The following is a 15,870-nucleotide window of genomic DNA, read 5'->3' on the forward strand; positions in this document are numbered from 1 at the left end:
GCTTGCTGTCGCTTTCCAGCGCCGCGAGCTGGTCTTCGAAGATCATCTTGCTGTCGTACAGCAGCCGCCCGATCAGGGTGGACTTGCCGTCATCGACGCTGCCGCAGGTGATGAAGCGCAGCATCGTCTTGTGCTGGTGCTGCGCGAGGTACGCGTCGATGTCTTCGGCGATCAGCGCGTCGGTCTGGTAGATCGGCTCGCTCATGGTCAGAAGTATCCCTGCTGCTTCTTGACTTCCATGCCCGCGCCGCCGGCATCCTTGTCGATCGCGCGGCCCTGCCGTTCGGACGTGGTGGTGAGCAGCGTTTCCTGGATCACCTCGCTCAAGGTCGCCGCCTCGCTTTCGACCGCGCCGGTGAGCGGATAGCAGCCCAATGTGCGGAAGCGCACCGAGCGCATCACCGGCGTCTCACCGTCGCGCAAGGGGAAGCGGTCGTCGTCGACCATCAGCAACATGCCGTCGCGCTCCACCGTGGGGCGCGGCGCGGCGAGATACAGCGGCACGATCTCGATGCCTTCCAGCTGGATGTACTGCCAGATGTCGAGCTCGGTCCAGTTGGAGATCGGGAACACGCGGATGCTCTCGCCCTTGTTACGCCGCGCATTGTATAGGTTCCACACCTCGGGACGCTGGTTCTTGGGGTCCCATCCGTGGCTGGCGGTGCGGAAAGAGAACACTCTTTCCTTCGCTCGAGACTTCTCTTCGTCGCGCCGCGCGCCTCCGAACGCCGCATCGAAGCCGTAGTGATCGAGCGCCTGCTTCAATCCTTCGGTCTTCCACATGTCGGTATGCAAGGGCCCGTGATCGAACGGGTTGATGCCACGCTCGGCGGCTTCCGGGTTCTGCCACACCAGCAGCTCCATCCCCGAATCGCGCGCCATCTTATCGCGCAGGGCATACATGTCGCGAAACTTCCAGGTTGTGTCGACGTGGAGCAGCGGAAACGGCGGCGGGGCGGGGTAGAACGCCTTGCGCGCCAGGTGCAGCATCACCGCGCTGTCCTTGCCCACCGAATAGAGCATCACCGGCCGCTCCGCCTCCGCCACCACCTCGCGCATGATGTGGATCGCTTCGGCCTCGAGGCGCTGGAGATGGGTTAGCGTCATGACATGTCCTGTGGCGAGTTGGCCGGTTAATTCGTGGCCGAGCCGATGATGCCGCGGTCCTTGAGCCAGTTGCGCAATAGCATCGGCCAGGCGCTGAGGGCATCTTCGCTCTGGCCGAGGCCCAGCCCGTGGCGCCCGTTGGCGAAGATGTGGAGTTCCGCCGGTACGCCGGCCTTCACCAGCGCATCGTAATACAACGTCGCGTTGGTCGCGGGGACGAGTTCATCCGTGGTTGTATGGACCAGAAAGGTCGGCGGGGTGTCCGCCCTGACGTTGCGGGCCGGCGCGACTTGCGCACGAGTTTCAGGCGCGGCGTGCTTGGGGATGAAGCCGTTACTTTGCCACCGATTGCTCGGCAGATCGATGGCGGCATATCCAAGCACGGCGAAGTCCGGCCGGCTGCTCGCTTGCTCAACCGGGTCGTCCGAAGACGGATTACCCGCGTCGAATTGCGTCGACGCCATCGCCGTGAGGTGCCCGCCGGCCGAAAAACCGATCATGCCGATGCGGTTCGGATCGATGCCGTACTCGCTTGCATGCGACCGCACCCAGCGCAAGGCGCGCTCGGCGTCGGTGAGTTGCGTGGGATGGCCATAGCCGGACGACAGCAAGCGATAGGACAGGATGAAGGCGGTCACGCCGTTGGCCGCGAACCAGTCCGCGACCTGCCGACCCTCCATTCCTGTGGCGAGTCCGACATATCCCCCGCCGGGGGCCACGACGACCGCCGAGCCGAACGACGGAGCCTCATCGGGCTTGACGATAGTCAGGGTCGGCATGTCCATCGGCCGATCGCCGAGCGAGCCCGGTGCCTTGCCCGGCCAGAGCGGGATGGTCTGCAAGGACAGCGCCTCGCGCGCGTCCCGCGGCCGCGCAGGCGCGCGAGCCTTTTCTGTCGCCACCGCCGCCGGGTCAGCGGCCAGTGCTGCGTCGATCAATGCCATCTTTTCCGCTGTGAGAATGGCCGGCGCATATTGCGCTACCATTCGCAGCGAAATGTCGCGTGCCGCTGATATCTGCGGGCTTTTGGCAATGACCGGCACTTCGCGTTCGAGGACCGCTCGCGACGCTGGATTGTCGAGCAGTTCTCCCATCGTCGAATCGACGCTCAGCGATTGTCCCGCGGCCGGTGGCGCGTGATCCTGCGCGGCGACCGAGGCGGGCGCCGCGAGCACGATCGCGAGTCCCAGCAAGGTCCCGGAGAGTGCCCGGGTCAGGCCCCGGTCGCGTCTAGATGCCGCTCTCACGAAGGGGTTTCATCGAACTGGATGACTTCGTTGACGTGGCCTTCCGGGTCGAGGACGAACACGCAGCGGATGCCATAGTCTTCCACCCGGAAAATTCCCGGCTCGCCAATCGTTCCGCCGGCTGATTCGGCGCGCTCCACCACGCGTTCGATGTCGTCGGTTATGAAGCCCTGCACCGCTTCGCCGACGACCGGCCCGGTTGAATCGCGGTACTTGATGAGAGTCAGGCCGGGTCCGCCCGGATAGCTTGCCTGGTACATGATTTCATCGATCGGCCGCCCGAGCATGATGTCGCTGTGGCGACCTGCCTCGATCAATCCAAAGACTGCTTGGTAGAACGCGCCCATTTCCTCGAGGGCGTGGACGAAGGTTTTCGCAAAACCGTACGTCATTCCGAAATTGGTGCCCGTGGGTCTCGCCTCAGTCATCTACTTCCCCCCGGCCGCTTATTGCGATTCGCTCTGCTAGTGCAGTTGTAAGTGTCTGCTTAGCCAGTTTGCAACGAGATCGCGAGAGCATTAGCGCTTAAGCTTGCGAATTTATGCAAACCATGCTCCATGAACCTACCATTTGCGTAATATCGAGAGGCACGAAATGCGGGTAAAGCGAGAGGGCGCTGGTTTTGCCATTACGTCCAGTTTGGCATGACGTTCGACCGAGCCTCCTTTCGCAGCGCGCTGGGCAGCTTTCCGACAGGGGTAACGGTCGTGACCACGCTCGATGCCGAGGAAAAACCGGTCGGGGTGACTGCGAGCAGCTTCAACTCGGTTTCGCTCGATCCTCCACTAGTCCTTTGGTCGCTGGCGCGGTCCGCGCACTCGAACGAAGCATTTTGCTCGAGCGGGCATTTCGCGATCCATGTGCTATCGGCGAACCAGGAGGACGTCTCGAACCGTTTCGCTCGCGGCGGCGAGGACAAGTTTTCGGGCATGGCTTGGCGTTCGGGAGAGATGGGGTCGCCAGTCCTCAATACTTTCGCGGCCCTGTTCGAGTGCCGCACTTTGCACCAGTACGAGGGTGGCGATCACGTCATACTGGTCGGCGAGGTGGTTTCGTTCGAACAACGGGAGCATCCGCCCCTTGTATTTCACGGCGGGCGGTATGCCGAGACCCGCGACCGCGGCGCGGCGGGCGATCGAGAGACGGTCGACATCCAGCACGGAATTTTCTCGGACGAATTCCTGTTCTACCTGATCTCACGCGCGCATTTCCAGACTTCCCGCAGAGCGCGCGAAATGCACGAGGCACTCGGGCTCAGTCAGAGCGAATACCTGACCCTAGCGGTACTCAGCATGGACGAGACCCCTGCCTCGAGCGAAGAGGTTGTGCGTCGGCTGGAGCACACGGGCTATGCGCCGGATGCGGCAACACTTCACGACATGGTCGGCCGCGCACTTCTCATACGCTCGGCAGCAGGGTTCGAACTGGCGCCAAAAGGTCGCGAGCTTCACATCCGCACCCTGGCGGTGGCCAAAGGATTCGAGGACGATCTGCTGGGGATGCTTACGCCGGGCGAAGTGTTCGAAGCAAAGCGCCTGCTGCGAAGGATCATCGAGTTGACCGGGGAGGATGTCCCTCTCGGTTGGCGACCGGCGGCAAAGGCGGACTAACCGATGATCGATTACGGCTTTCAAGGCAAGGTAGCGCTCGTCACGGGCGGGGGCAGCGGCATTGGCCGAGCGACCGCGCTCGCGTTCGCCCGTTCGGGAGCTTCGGTCACCGTCGCCGACGTCGATGACAAGTCCGGCGGGGAGACAGTGGAACTGATAGCGGCCCACGGCGGCCGAGCCTTTTACTCGCACTGCGACGTCAGCGACGGCGCCCAAGTCAGGGCGATGATTCGCCAGACGATCGACCGCTTCGGCCGCCTGGATGCCGCGTTCAACAACGCCGGGGTCAACGACATTTCCGCCGACGAGTACCGCGACGAAGTGTGGGCGCGAGCGCTGTCAATCAATCTCACCGGCGTGATGCTTTGCATGCGCGAGGAGGCCGAAGTCATGCTGAAGCAAGGCGGCGGCGCCATCGTCAACACGGCGTCCATTAACGGCCTCGTGGGCAATCCCGGCCAGCCGGCTTATTCCGCCTCGAAACACGGCGTCGTTGGCCTCACCCGGCATGGCGCGCTGCGCTGGGCGCAAGCCGGCATTCGGGTAAACGCGGTATGCCCCGGTGTTATCCAAACTCCGATGACCGATCCGCTGGTGGCCGATCCGCAGATGAAGCAGCTGATCGATTCGATGACGCCCATGGGGCGCATGGGCTCGGCCGACGAGGTCGCGCAAGCGGTGCTGTGGCTTAGTTCGGACGCGGCGAGCTTTGTCACCGGCCATCCATTAGTCATCGATGGCGGCGCGACCGCCGTCTGACCGCTATGTGATCTTGGCCATCTTCGCGTTGTATTTTACCGTCTTCACGGCGATCGACGTCTCGACGTGGTGCACGCCGGGAATAGCAAGGATCTGATCCGATGCTGTGTGAAGCAGTTCCTCCAGTTCATGGAACAGGCACATCGCGGTTATATTGAACTCGCCCATAGTGATCAGCACCGCGTTAATCAGAGGCACTGCCGCGATCGCCTGAGCGACCTCTCGCACTCTTTCGACGTCTACCTGCGCGCTGATGAAGGCCAAGTGTGAATGTTGCGCCATGTCGAAGCTGCTGATCGCGGTAAAGGCGATCAGGCCTTCCTGCTGCAGCCGCTTTATCCGCCCGCGGACAGTGCCTTCCGTGACGCCTAGCTCGGCGGCGATCTTGCGGTTGGACACTCGGGCATCGCGGGCCAAGGCCTCGACCAACTGCTGATCGAGTTCATCCAGGCGTGATTGCGCCATCAGCTCAACTCCTGGTCTCGATGGGGGCGACGTCGAATTGGTACTTGATGATGTCGATTACGATCGAGGGGTTCATCGAGCGGATGCCGCGAATTCGTGAAATCTTGTCGAGGAGCAATTGCGACAGCTGCCGATAATCACTCATGGCGACCAATACGTCGATGTCGTAGCGCCCCGTCACCAGATGAGCGGCGTAGACCTCGGGCAATTCAGCGAGCTCACCGGCAACATCCGAAGCCTTCCGTCCGTCCACTTCGATCGCCAGCCGCATGAGGAAATCGAAGCCGTGCGCCGAGAAATCGGACACCGCGACGACACGCATCTGGTTCGCATCTTCTAGCCGCTTGATGCGCGAGGAGACGGTTGTGGCGGTAAGCCCAAGGCTTTCGGCGATTTGCTGATTGGTCGCCCGGCCATCGCGGCGCAATTCATCGATGATCGCGCGATCGGTGGCGTCGAAGGTCATTTTCTGGTTCATGATGGCGAGCAGTCCCCGAGCTTCTCGTGCGGAGTGCTGAGCCCATGCGCCAGCGTCAAGCATCGCCGCGTCCTCGCGTGACGCTTTATCCCCTCTTTCATCGCGGGCGCAGCCGTACCGCCGCTCATCCGAGCGCCTGGCGCAGCCGGGCCCCCATGCGCTGAATCCAGGGCATGGCATCGGGAACGGCTTCAAAGAGGCTGACGAAACCGTGGATCATGCCGGGCGCGGTCCAGTGTTGGCAGGCGACACCTGCACCCTTGAGTCGCGATGCGTAGGCTTCGCCTTCGTCCCGCAGGGGATCGTACTGTGCGGTGAGCACCGTGGCTGGCGGTAGTCCGGCAAGATCCTCGACCTGCGCGATCACCGCCAAGGGTGTCTCGTCAGTGGTGCGACCCGCGAGGTAATGAGACCAGAACCAGCGCATCATCGCGGTCGTCAGGAAGCCGCCGGCCTCGCCGTTTTCCCGGTAGGAAGGGCGGCTGAAATCGACGTCGGTGACGGGGTAAATCAGGAGCTGATGACACAACGCCGGCCCGCCTCGGTCCCGGGCCAGGATGGCTGTGGCAGCGGCGAGGTTGCCGCCGGCGCTATCACCCGCGACCGCTAGTCGGGCCGCATCGACCCCCAGCGCTTTGCTGTTGGCAGCTGCCCACTCCAGTGCGCCATAGCAATCCTCCAGCGGTTCAGGATAGGGGTGCTCGGGAGCGAGCCGATAGGCGATGGAAAGGATCGCTGAACCGCTCGCCAGCGTCAGTGCCCGGCACGTCCGGTCGTGAGTGTCGAGTGTGCCCACCACCCAGCCGCCGCCGTGAAAATATATCGTTAGCGGAGCGGGCCCGGCGCCGCGTTCAGGTACGTACAGTCTTGCCGCCAGGCTGCGCCCGGGAAGGGGCACCGTCAGATCCCTGACCAAAGCGACTTCCGGAGCTAGCCCGAAAGCCAAGGGATTGTCGCTTGCCGCTCTCACTTCGGCAGGGGTGGCGGTGTTGAAGTCGGGTGCGGGAAACTGTCGCATCTGGGTCAGCAGCGCATCGACCTGGGGATTGATCGTCATCAGAGCCTCACGAGGAAATGCGTTGACTGAGGGACAGGGAAGTCCGCGAATTGATAGGATAACCGGCTGCCTACCGATAATTGCGGATTGTGATTGCAATTGCCAGCCTCTATCGATGCGAACTCAAATTCGATTGGAGCTATCATGGATCGCTTGGAGGGGAAGGTTGCGCTTGTCACCGGAGGCGCGCGGGGCATCGGGGAAGGCATCGTTCGCCGCTTCGTCGAAGAGGGGGCGAAGGTTCTCGTCACCGATCTTCTGGACGAGGAAGGGGAGGCATTGTCCGGAGAACTGGGCGATGCGGTGCGCTACTTTCATCAGGACGTTACAGACCGGGCAGGCTGGGCGGCTGCGGTCGCCGAAGCGGAGAACAAGTTCGGCCGGCTGGATATTCTGGTCAATAACGCCGGCGTGCTGTTCTTCAGCGGCTTCGAAGGCTATTCGGATGCCCAGATCGACAAGCTGATCGATGTCAATCTGAAGGGCGTGATCCTGGGGTGCCAGGCGGCCATTCCGGCGCTCGAGCGCGCGGGCGGCGGCGCAATCGTCAACATGAGTTCGGCCGATGGCATTGCGGGAGCGAACGCAGTTTCGGTCTATTGCGCGACCAAGTTTGCAGTGCGCGGGCTGACCAAGGCGTTGGCGCTCGAATTGGGACCGCGCAAGATCCGCGTCAACTCGATCCACCCAGGCGGGATTTACACGCCGCTGGCGAATCCGACGAACATTCCGAAAGAGGAATACGACAAGAACTACTGGATCTATCCTGCGCAGTACGCCGGCGAGCCGAAGGATATCGCGGCGGCCGCCGCCTACCTGGCGTCTGACGACGCGCGCTATTGCATGGGCACCGAGCTATCGGTCGATGGCGGGATGAACGCGGGTCACTATTACATGGGTTTCCCCGGCTCTCCCACTCCGCCCGCGGATTGATCGCAAGCCTCATACTGAACGCGCTGCCCCCGAATTTATCGGGGCGGCGCGTGTCGGTTTGTCATACTCCCGGCTGCGACTGCGGAATTTCGACGACCAGTCCGTCGAGTTGCTCGCTCAGGTGGATCTGGCACGCCAGTCGGCTTGTTGCGCGAACTTCGACTCCGTCCAGCGCCTCGAGCATGTCGCGCTCGTCCGCGCTCGGCGGACCCACCCTGTCGGTCCACGCCGGATCGAGATAGACGTGGCACGTGCCGCACTGGCGCACGCCGCCACACAGCGCGTCGATGCCATCAACAAAGTTGCCGACCGCCAGGTGCATGACCGTCATACCTTCGAAGTTGACGCACGTCCGCGCGGTGCCATCGGGCTGCACGTACGTAACGGCCGCCATCAGATGCTTGCGACGAGAGCCGGGACATCAGCCGGGCGCCCGGCGCGAACGGCCGCGCGCTTGCGATAGCGGACGCGGCAAGGCTGGGCTGGCCAATATGTTCCGGCGCCGGCGATCGGTCGCACTTCATCTAGCAGTTCCATATCGTAATGCTGGAGCAGAACAGCCAAGAGCACCTTCATTTCGAGCCGCGCGAAATTCACGCCCGCGCAGCGATGCATTCCGCCGCCGAACCCCACGAGGCTGTTGCTCTCGATTCGAGCATCGGGATTGTCAGGATTGAACCGCTCGGGATCGTAGGCATCGGGATGATGGAAGTTCTCGGTCATCCGGTGGGTCACCGACGGCGCAAGAAGGACAAAGTCGCCCTTGGCGATGCGATAACCCTCGCGGACGATCTCGGTGCTGGCCTTGCGGGACAGGATGTAGGCAACCGGATGGAGGCGCTCGGTCTCGCGCAGCGCCAGATCCATTTTTGTCAGCGCGAGCGTCTGTTCCCAGTTGAGATTACTCCCATCGCCGTCGCCAATCCCAGCCGCAAGCTCTTCGCGGACCACCTGCTGGTAGCCGGGATTCTGGAGTAGATCGGCGAGCGCCCAGCTGACTTGTCCGGCGGTCGTCTCGTGACCGGCCCACACGAGCAGAAGGATCAGGTGACGAATGGTTTCATCGGGGACTGCCGTGCCATCTGGGTAGCGAGTCCCAATCAGGTCTTGGAAGAAGTCGGGCGGGTCCAGTGGTGCTGCGCGCCGCTTGTCGATCCAGCCTTGCAGAATGGCGTGAAGCTTCTTCTTCGCGCGCTGGCTGCGAATTTGCTTGGAGGTCGGCAGCCACAGCGGCAGCACGAACTCCATCCCTGCCGAAAAATCGCGAAACAGATCGAAGAATTCGTGACCCAGTTTTTGGTGGAACTCGCGCCCCATGAAACTGTGCGCAGCGATATCCATCACCACTGGACCGAGCGTCGGGATCATGTCGAAAGACCCCTCGTCGCCGAGTCGTTCGACCAGGCTGAGGCATTCTTCGGCCATGATGCCTACGTACTGCTTCATCGACGCCGCCTTGAAGCGCGGCATGATGATCGCGCGCTGACGGAGGTACTCTTCCATCTCGGCAAAAGAATAGAAATCGGGCGAGAACATCTTGAGGAAGAAAGGCATCGACTCCCGGATTGAGAGGAGCTTGTCCGTTTCCTCGAAAAAGAACTTGTTGTTCTCCGGGCCGAGCATGACGTTCATCCGACGGCCGGCCAGCTTGAAGGAGAACAGCGAGCCCTTCGTCGCGTATCCACGCTTGAGGACGGCGACCGGATCGCGAAAGAATTGCGCTAGATGACCGATCAAGGGCGCGCCGCCCTCCAGAGCTGGAAGCGTCGCCGTGCTCATCGCCATCTCTCCCCTCGATCGACCCAAATTTGCGGGCCGCTGCCACTTCAACCTCACTCAACTGGCCTAAAGTGTACAGCCCGCAGCGGCCTGACGATCGGCGTGATTGAGAGCACGCTCACACAAATGGCGCGATCAAGAATGGATGCCGATCAATCCGAGCAGCGCCAGCCGGCCCCACAGCGCAAGCTGGGTGTCTTCGTGGTTCCAGAGGCTCAATGCGCCAAGTGCTCCGGCCGCGCCCGCACCTTCTAGCCAGAACCCCGCCAGTCCGAGCAACCCCAAGTATCCCAGCTTGCGGACTCGTTCGCCCGGGCGCGAGGCATTCGCCGGGCGGCGCATCGCGACCAATCCGCCGAAGCCGATGAGCCCGATCAGGCCGAGCCATGGCATGGCTTGTTCGATCACCGCGTCATGCTCCGCCGAGCATGGCTGCCCGAAACGAGCTGATCGCTGTCCGCGGGGGCGGGGAGGACGTTCACGTCAATAGACCGCCGCTGGGTTCTTCGCCCGTGGGCTACCGAGCATTTCGCGGTGCGAGGGTCGTTCGTGCCCCCTGTCCGTCACTCTCAGTTCGCGGGCGATTTCCGCCCCGATCAGTGTCTGGCCGGAAAGTTCGTCGCGCTCCGGCGACTTATCGATCGCCTCGAGGATGTGAGCAGTGAATTCAGGATTCTCCGCCATGGCGATGAAACCTTCGTACTGCTCGGGATTAGTCTTGCGGGCGATTTCGGAGCGTTCGGTGACCTGCGGCCCCAGCCAGATCGAAACCGCGGCCACGCCTGTCCCGCGCAAGTCGTGCTCCATGTCATGGGCGAGCTTGTCGATCCCGGCCTTCTGCGCTCCATATGCTGGCCCATGCATATAGCACGTCGCGCCGAAGCTGGACGTGAACGCGATCAAGCCGCTTCCTTGCGGCACCATGATCCGCGCCGCGTGCCAGCTGGCGACGTATGAGGACCGCAGGCCCACATCGATGATGCCGACGGCAGCGAGTTCCTTTTCCCAGAACGGTTTCTTCTCGATCAACTGATGATGGATCATCGCCGCGTTGTTGACCAGGATATCGAGCCGTCCCTGCTCGCGGGCAATCTGCTCGAAAAGTGCGGCGACCTGCGTGTCGTCACCATGATCGCAGACGACCGGAATGCCATGTCCCCCCCGTTCGCTCACGTGCGACGCGGTTTCCGCGACCGTGCCCGGGAGGACCGACCCATCCCATCCCTTGGCCTCGCCAGGGGTTACCGTACGGCCGGTGACGTAGACGGTATAACCCAGCTCGCCGAATCCCCGCGCGATACCTGCTCCTGCGCCGCGGCTGGCGCCGGTTACAAGAGCGACCTTGCCCGTGTTCATGTGTCCGTCTTCCTCAGTTCAGAATGCTTGGGGTGCAGGGTGAGCGCGCTGGCGAAACTGCTGCGGAGTGACCCCGGTTACACGGCGGAAGGCGCGCGAAAAGCTGTTGGCGTGCGAGAAGCCGCAGGCGCGCGCGACCGCTTTTACTGGCGTTCCCCGCGCGGTCAGCATCGACTTGGCTTCCATCATCAGGAAGCTTTCGATGTAGTGGGAGATGGGCTCGCCCGTCAGCGCATGGAATTGCCGATGGAGATGGCGAGAGCTGATGCCGCACAACGCCGCCAGTTCGGCGACCGTGGGACGTTCCGGTCCTTGCGCGAGCCGCTCGCGAATGCGGCGATACTGCCATGCCGCGAGCCGCCCCCCTGCTACGGGACCCGGACATGCCAAGAATAGCCGGCGTAGTTCGATGACCACCAGCTCGTGAAGTGCGGCTAGCGCCTCTGCGGAACCTTCGGCTCCGGCGAGCAGTTCGCGATGAGCCAGCCGCATCAGCGTGCGAAGCGTCTCGTTGCGGATGTTGAGCAGCGACTGGAGGACCTCCAGTTCGGGCACACCATCGAGTCCCAGGACCTGCGATCGAATGGGCTCCGGCAGAATCCAGCGCAGCACGCGGATATGACCGCCAGCCGAACGCCCGGTAATATGCACTCCGGGGTAGCGGACGAAAAGGGTGCCCATGTAGGTGCTTCGCTCGCCGTCGATGTGGGAAAAACAGGCCGAAGCGTCCTCGGACAACGGAGGCAGCGACATCTCAAGCATCAGCTCGTCTTCCGCGCGCTCCCACTCGAACATTGTCGGCCATCGCCATTCGACGAGCTCGATGCGGGTTTGGGCGACTCTCGCGGACGCCAGCACGGTCGGCTCGAGATTCCGGTGCAACACCATTTCAGCCGTCTCCAAAACGGTATTGGCTGGTTGGAATGATGTCGATCCGGGCGAAGTCGATGAAACCGGCGCAGCTTTCCGCCATCGCGGCGATATTCGCGTCGAGCCTTGCCTTGTCCCCTTGCGCATCGAAGAAAGCGGCCGGATCGGTCATCGCCACAGCAGGAAAGCATTCCTCGACGAACGCATCGTAAGCCGGCGCGTCCTCCGTCAGCGGCATTACGATCAGGTTTTGCACATATTCGAAATTGGCCTGGGTATCGATCGCCACCTTGGTGTGATGCGAATGCCAGTGTGCGATGGCCGCTTTGCGGGACATGTCGGGGCGAAACGAGATGAAGCTCGCCTGGGACCAGCCGTGTGTTCGTTCGCCCGGCTGCAACGCCTGTTCGTCGTTGTCGATGATGGTGGACTCGGCGACCAGCCATGACGCGAAGGTGCCGCAGCAATCCGAGAGCGCTGCATCGACCGAACCTCGGAACAGCCCGTTGGCCGAAGGCAGCCAGAACTGGACGACAGCGTCCTGTTGGGGGCTTTGCCACTGCTGTACCAGGCTGTCGGCCGCCGCGATCGCATCATCGCGAATATTAACTTGAACCCGTTGCGCGCCGCAGGACGCCAGACGGCCTGGGAGATCCGCCAGCAACCGCTCGTTGAAGACGGCTCGCGGCTCTTCGGGTTGTTTCCACAGCGCGCAGACGAGTTTTTCCATGTGCCGCTCCTCAGTCGAAATTGGCTTGCCCGCCGTCCAGCGGGATCGTGGCGCCGGTGATATATGCCAGGTCCGGGCCGCACAGGGCGGCTACAGCACGGCCGATGTCCTCCTCCAGCCGCCCGATGCGCCCGAGTGGTATCGTGCGAAAAAAGGTCTGCGCTTCTTCCGGGTTGTTCTCGATCCACCACTTCAGGCCTGGCGACTCGGCGTGCGGAGCGATCGTAAGGACGCGAATACCATCGCCGCCCCATTCCGACGCCGCCGCGCGGGTAAGTGCCCGGATCGCCTGCTTGACCGCGCCATAAGCACCATAGGTGGACATGTCCCAGCGAATGCCGGCCGAAGACGCGAGGTTGACGATCGTTCCGCCCCCGCGCACGGCCATGTGCGGGTGCGCCAGCTTCATCAGTCGAAAAGTCGCGAGCGGCCCGGACTCGAAGCCGGCGCGGAACTGGTCGTCGGTTACTTCGGCCAGCGCGCCAAGGGGAACCTCCTGTGCGTTGTTGACGAGAATATCGAGACCGCCGAAATGCTCGACCGTTTGCGAGACTGCTGCGGAGCAATCGTCTGGCGATTTCACGTCGCAGCGCACGGCGAGCGCGGACGCGCCTTGTTCGGAAATTGTCGCCGCGGCGGCAGCCACTTTATCGAAGGTCCGACCGGCGAGGACAACCTGTGCCCCGGAAGCGGCGAGAGCGCGCGCGATCCCTTCGCCGACTCCTTGGCCAGCGCCCGTGATCAATGCAACCTTGCCTGCAAGGTCGACCATCAGATTCCTCTCAATTCGTATTTTATTTGCCAGTATTCTACGCATGACGTTGACATCCGCGCAAGCGAAACCGCAAAACGCGTTGTGATGTGGATTGATTTCCAACTTTCAGCCTAAGGACTGTCCATGACTGACCAATGGGACATGCAGGTCGACGTACTCGTCGTAGGCTCCGGGGCAGGCGGGATGATGTCGGCGCTCGTGGCGGCCGACAACCATGCCGAGGTTCTCGTCATCGAGAAGGATCAGCGATGGGGCGGCACCTCCGCTACTTCGGGAGGCGGGATCTGGATTCCAGGGAGCCATATTGCCGCGGCGGCAGGCTTCGAAGACAATCTCGACGACGCGTTTACCTACATCCGTGGGCTCTCGGCCGACAATGTCCCGGACGCCAACATCCGCGCTTACATAGACAACGCGGCACCGATGCTGCGCTGGCTGACCGAGCACACGCCGGTACGCTACGTCTCCCTGCCGTATCCCGATTATCACGCGGAGAACGAAGGTGGCTCCCCGACCGGCTATCGCACGCACCTGCCGCTTCAACTCGACGGGCGGTTTTTGGGCGACGACCTGAAGACGCAGCGTTTTCCTTCACCTGCGGCTAGCCTGTTCGGCTATCTCAATTGGACCTTCGAGGAGACTTACCAGCTGCTATATCGCGGCAAGGGCTGGCTCACCGGCCTTGTGCGGAACATGGCGAGATATTGGCTCGATTGGCCGTTCAGGTTCACTTCGCGCAAGGACCGCCGACTGACTTTGGGCAACGCCTTGACCGGTGCCCTGCGGGTCGCGCTCAACGAGCGCAAGGTGCCGGTATGGCTCGAGAGTCCGCTTGCCGAGCTGATTGAAAAAGACGGTACCATCGTGGGCGCGATCGTCTCCCGGCGCGGACGGCAGGTGCGCATCGGCGTGCGCAAGGGCGTGGTGTTGGCAGCGGGCGGGTTCGACAAGAACCAGGCCATGCGCGACGCCAACATGGACCTCTACACGGTGGCGCGATATTCCGGGGGCGTGACGAGTAATACTGGCGACAGCATACGCGCCGGTGAGGCTATCGGCGCGCAGACGATGAACCTGCAGTCCGCCTGGGCGGCACCGGTATTCTACGTGCCCGGAGAAGATCGCGGAAGATTGAGCACGATCGAGCGCGCATTGCCGGGCTGCATTATGGTCAGTCAGAAAGGCGAGCGGTTTCTCAATGAGGCCGCGTCCTATCATATCACTGGACAGATCATGGCCCGGCGCCAACGGGACGAGGGCGATGCCAGTCCGAGTTGGATGGTGTTCGATCATCGCTACCGCCACCTCTATCCGATGGGACCGTTGCTGCCGCTGGTTCCCGACTGGCTGCAGAGCGGCGCGGTCAAGTCGATCCTCAAGAAAGGCGCAACCATCGAAGAGTTGGCCGACGACATGGGCGTGGACAAAGCGGCGCTTGCCGGGACTGTCGCGCGCTTCAACGAGCATGCCGCGCGGGGCGAGGATCCCGAATACCATCGCGGGGAGGCAGCCTACGACAAGATGTACGGAGACCCGCGTAATGTTCCGAATCCGTGCCTGCGGCCGCTCACGGAAGCCCCGTTCTACGCGATGCCGATCTATCCCGGCGATATCGGCACGAACGGTGGCCTGCTAACCGACGAACGGGCGCGCGTGATTGGCACCAATGGCAAGCCGATCCGCGGACTCTATGCGGCCGGCAACAACGCCGCCTCATCAATGGGTGAAAGCTATCCGGGAGCCGGGGTGACGCTCGGTCCGGCGCTGACGTTCGGCTACATCGCGGCGAGGGACTTGACCGGCGCCAACGGCTGATCGGCGGCTAGCTTTCCTGCCAGGGATAGAACGGCGGCATTTCGGATGCCTTGCCCGCGAAGCTGGGCGGCCGCTTCTCGAGGAAAGCGGAGACGCCCTCCTTGCCGTCGCCGATGCTGGTGTAGAACATTGCCAGCGATTCAACGTCGTGCGCCATGCGTGGGTGCGGCTGCGCCGCGTTCGACAAGACCATGGCGCGGATGAGCGCCATCGAAACCGGCGACCGGCCCGCCGCCAGTCCGCGGGCAAAGGCGCGGGCATGGCCGACCAAGGCGTCTGCCGGAACCACTTCGCGGACGATTCCCACTTCACGAGCCTGCTCAGCGGTGAGGATATCGGCGCGATAGAGCAGTTCCAGTGCCTTTTCATGCCCGACGATGCGCGGAAGGAACCAGGTTGAGCACGCTTCCGGCGTGATGCCTAGGCGCCCGAACACGAAACCAAGGCGCGCCCGCTCCGAAGCGAAGCGAAAGTCCATCGGCAGCGTCATGGTGGCGCCGATTCCAACAGCCGCTCCGTTGATCGCGCCGATGATTGGCTTGGTGCAATCGTACATCGCGAGCGCCACGCGCCCACCGGTGTCGCGCACGCCGCGCCCAACCTCCGGCTCGACGGGACGCGCACGGATGTCCGCGATCGTCGGAGTGAGACTCTCGTCGAGTCCGAAGACATTGCCACCAATCGAGAGGTCCATGCCGGCGCAAAACGCCTTTCCGGCCCCGGTGACTACGATCGCACGCACCTCGTCGTCGTCGCTCGCGCGGCCATAGGCGTGCTCGAGTTCATCCGCCATCTGGACCGTGAACGCGTTCATCGCCTCGGGCCTGTCGAGGGTCAGCAGCAGGAGACCATCGTCGACCTCGTAGCGGATCGTCTCGTACTGCATGAA

Annotated in this window: 19 protein-coding genes; 4 read left to right on the plus strand and 15 right to left on the minus strand. The window is 62.8% G+C overall.

Features of this window, described 5'->3' with window-relative positions; all coding sequences use genetic code 11:
• From E0504_RS18015 to E0504_RS18030, 4 genes are all read right to left on the minus strand, one after another.
• Positions 1-205: GTP-binding protein (locus tag E0504_RS18015; RefSeq protein ID WP_207974443.1), on the minus strand; the 205-nt coding region annotated here is incomplete at its 3' end.
• Positions 206-207: 2 nt separating this feature from the next.
• The gene (cysD, locus tag E0504_RS18020) at positions 208-1,197 is read right to left on the minus strand and encodes a sulfate adenylyltransferase subunit CysD (protein ID WP_306769253.1); all 990 of its coding nucleotides are present in this window, start codon (positions 1,195-1,197) and stop codon (positions 208-210) included.
• The gene (locus E0504_RS18025) at positions 1,134-2,282 is read right to left on the minus strand and encodes an alpha/beta hydrolase (protein WP_131625132.1); all 1,149 of its coding nucleotides are present in this window, start codon (positions 2,280-2,282) and stop codon (positions 1,134-1,136) included. The genes cysD and E0504_RS18025 overlap by 64 nt, the downstream gene beginning before the upstream one ends.
• Before the next feature lie 68 nt (positions 2,283-2,350).
• Positions 2,351-2,782: a VOC family protein gene (locus E0504_RS18030; protein WP_131625133.1), complete on the minus strand. Its 432-nt coding sequence runs from the start codon at positions 2,780-2,782 to the stop codon at positions 2,351-2,353.
• Between the two features lie 216 nt (positions 2,783-2,998).
• On the opposite strand from E0504_RS18030, the gene E0504_RS18035 reads away from it, so the two are divergent.
• Positions 2,999-3,964: a flavin reductase family protein gene (locus tag E0504_RS18035; protein ID WP_131625134.1), complete on the plus strand. Its 966-nt coding sequence runs from the start codon at positions 2,999-3,001 to the stop codon at positions 3,962-3,964.
• A 3-nt stretch (positions 3,965-3,967) separates the two neighbouring features.
• Positions 3,968-4,723: a glucose 1-dehydrogenase gene (locus tag E0504_RS18040; RefSeq protein ID WP_131625135.1), complete on the plus strand. Its 756-nt coding sequence runs from the start codon at positions 3,968-3,970 to the stop codon at positions 4,721-4,723.
• 3 nt (positions 4,724-4,726) lie between these two features.
• On the opposite strand, the gene E0504_RS18045 is transcribed toward E0504_RS18040, so the two are convergent.
• The 3 genes from E0504_RS18045 to E0504_RS18055 all read right to left on the minus strand — a co-directional run bounded on the left by E0504_RS18045 (position 4,727) and on the right by E0504_RS18055 (position 6,723).
• Complete coding sequence (locus E0504_RS18045) at positions 4,727-5,188, minus strand: Lrp/AsnC family transcriptional regulator (protein WP_131625136.1); 462 nt, start codon at positions 5,186-5,188, stop codon at positions 4,727-4,729.
• 4 nt (positions 5,189-5,192) lie between these two features.
• Positions 5,193-5,729 carry an Lrp/AsnC family transcriptional regulator gene (locus E0504_RS18050; protein WP_207974444.1) on the minus strand — a complete coding sequence of 179 codons (537 nt, stop codon included), beginning with the start codon at positions 5,727-5,729 and terminating at the stop codon, positions 5,193-5,195.
• 61 nt (positions 5,730-5,790) lie between these two features.
• Positions 5,791-6,723, minus strand: a complete 933-nt coding sequence (locus tag E0504_RS18055; protein WP_131625137.1) for an alpha/beta hydrolase — start codon at positions 6,721-6,723, stop codon at positions 5,791-5,793.
• Between the two features lie 144 nt (positions 6,724-6,867).
• On the opposite strand from E0504_RS18055, the gene E0504_RS18060 reads away from it, so the two are divergent.
• Positions 6,868-7,656: a glucose 1-dehydrogenase gene (locus tag E0504_RS18060; protein WP_131625138.1), complete on the plus strand. Its 789-nt coding sequence runs from the start codon at positions 6,868-6,870 to the stop codon at positions 7,654-7,656.
• A 61-nt stretch (positions 7,657-7,717) separates the two neighbouring features.
• Here the strand turns inward: E0504_RS18060 and E0504_RS18065 are convergent, their stop codons facing one another.
• The 7 genes from E0504_RS18065 to E0504_RS18095 all read right to left on the minus strand — a co-directional run bounded on the left by E0504_RS18065 (position 7,718) and on the right by E0504_RS18095 (position 13,163).
• Entirely contained in the window at positions 7,718-8,050 is a 333-nt protein-coding gene (locus E0504_RS18065; protein WP_131625139.1) for a 2Fe-2S iron-sulfur cluster-binding protein, read from the minus strand.
• On the minus strand, positions 8,050-9,435 hold the full coding sequence (locus E0504_RS18070; protein ID WP_207974445.1) for a cytochrome P450: 1,386 nt from the start codon (positions 9,433-9,435) through the stop codon (positions 8,050-8,052). The genes E0504_RS18065 and E0504_RS18070 overlap by 1 nt, the downstream gene beginning before the upstream one ends.
• A 135-nt stretch (positions 9,436-9,570) precedes the next feature.
• Positions 9,571-9,843: a hypothetical protein gene (locus tag E0504_RS18075; protein WP_207974446.1), complete on the minus strand. Its 273-nt coding sequence runs from the start codon at positions 9,841-9,843 to the stop codon at positions 9,571-9,573.
• 75 nt (positions 9,844-9,918) lie between these two features.
• Entirely contained in the window at positions 9,919-10,791 is an 873-nt protein-coding gene (locus tag E0504_RS18080) for an SDR family NAD(P)-dependent oxidoreductase (protein ID WP_131625141.1), read from the minus strand.
• An 18-nt stretch (positions 10,792-10,809) separates the two neighbouring features.
• Positions 10,810-11,679 (minus strand): AraC family transcriptional regulator, encoded by an 870-nt coding sequence (locus E0504_RS18085; protein ID WP_131625142.1) that lies wholly within the window; start codon positions 11,677-11,679, stop codon positions 10,810-10,812.
• A 1-nt stretch (position 11,680) separates the two neighbouring features.
• Complete coding sequence (locus E0504_RS18090; protein ID WP_131625143.1) at positions 11,681-12,391, minus strand: EthD domain-containing protein; 711 nt, start codon at positions 12,389-12,391, stop codon at positions 11,681-11,683.
• A 10-nt stretch (positions 12,392-12,401) separates the two neighbouring features.
• A complete protein-coding gene (locus E0504_RS18095; RefSeq protein ID WP_131625144.1) occupies positions 12,402-13,163 on the minus strand; it encodes an SDR family NAD(P)-dependent oxidoreductase in 762 nt (253 codons plus the stop codon).
• Positions 13,164-13,289: 126 nt separating this feature from the next.
• Here E0504_RS18095 and E0504_RS18100 point away from each other — a divergent pair, with 126 nt between their 5' ends.
• Positions 13,290-14,981 carry an FAD-dependent oxidoreductase gene (locus E0504_RS18100; RefSeq protein WP_131625145.1) on the plus strand — a complete coding sequence of 564 codons (1,692 nt, stop codon included), beginning with the start codon at positions 13,290-13,292 and terminating at the stop codon, positions 14,979-14,981.
• Positions 14,982-14,988: 7 nt separating this feature from the next.
• Here E0504_RS18100 and E0504_RS18105 read toward each other — a convergent pair whose 3' ends face one another.
• Positions 14,989-15,867 (minus strand): crotonase/enoyl-CoA hydratase family protein, encoded by an 879-nt coding sequence (locus E0504_RS18105; RefSeq protein ID WP_131625146.1) that lies wholly within the window; start codon positions 15,865-15,867, stop codon positions 14,989-14,991.
• Between the last annotated feature and the right edge of the window lie 3 nt (positions 15,868-15,870).

This window comes from Parafrankia sp. BMG5.11, from assembly GCF_004337455.1.

Bases quoted from the DNA above. Each gene is read 5' to 3' on its own strand.
- E0504_RS18030 (WP_131625133.1), bottom strand. From the start codon at position 2,782: ATGACTGAGGCGAGACCCACGGGCACCAATTTCGGAATGACGTACGGT.
- E0504_RS18035 (WP_131625134.1), top strand. From the start codon at position 2,999: ATGACGTTCGACCGAGCCTCCTTTCGCAGCGCGCTGGGCAGCTTTCCG.
- E0504_RS18040 (WP_131625135.1), top strand. From the start codon at position 3,968: ATGATCGATTACGGCTTTCAAGGCAAGGTAGCGCTCGTCACGGGCGGG.
- E0504_RS18045 (WP_131625136.1), bottom strand. From the start codon at position 5,188: ATGGCGCAATCACGCCTGGATGAACTCGATCAGCAGTTGGTCGAGGCC.
- E0504_RS18050 (WP_207974444.1), bottom strand. From the start codon at position 5,729: ATGCTTGACGCTGGCGCATGGGCTCAGCACTCCGCACGAGAAGCTCGG.
- E0504_RS18055 (WP_131625137.1), bottom strand. From the start codon at position 6,723: ATGACGATCAATCCCCAGGTCGATGCGCTGCTGACCCAGATGCGACAG.
- E0504_RS18060 (WP_131625138.1), top strand. From the start codon at position 6,868: ATGGATCGCTTGGAGGGGAAGGTTGCGCTTGTCACCGGAGGCGCGCGG.
- E0504_RS18065 (WP_131625139.1), bottom strand. From the start codon at position 8,050: ATGGCGGCCGTTACGTACGTGCAGCCCGATGGCACCGCGCGGACGTGC.
- E0504_RS18070 (WP_207974445.1), bottom strand. From the start codon at position 9,435: ATGAGCACGGCGACGCTTCCAGCTCTGGAGGGCGGCGCGCCCTTGATC.
- E0504_RS18080 (WP_131625141.1), bottom strand. From the start codon at position 10,791: ATGAACACGGGCAAGGTCGCTCTTGTAACCGGCGCCAGCCGCGGCGCA.
- E0504_RS18085 (WP_131625142.1), bottom strand. From the start codon at position 11,679: ATGGTGTTGCACCGGAATCTCGAGCCGACCGTGCTGGCGTCCGCGAGA.
- E0504_RS18090 (WP_131625143.1), bottom strand. From the start codon at position 12,391: ATGGAAAAACTCGTCTGCGCGCTGTGGAAACAACCCGAAGAGCCGCGA.
- E0504_RS18095 (WP_131625144.1), bottom strand. From the start codon at position 13,163: ATGGTCGACCTTGCAGGCAAGGTTGCATTGATCACGGGCGCTGGCCAA.
- E0504_RS18100 (WP_131625145.1), top strand. From the start codon at position 13,290: ATGACTGACCAATGGGACATGCAGGTCGACGTACTCGTCGTAGGCTCC.
- E0504_RS18105 (WP_131625146.1), bottom strand. From the start codon at position 15,867: ATGCAGTACGAGACGATCCGCTACGAGGTCGACGATGGTCTCCTGCTG.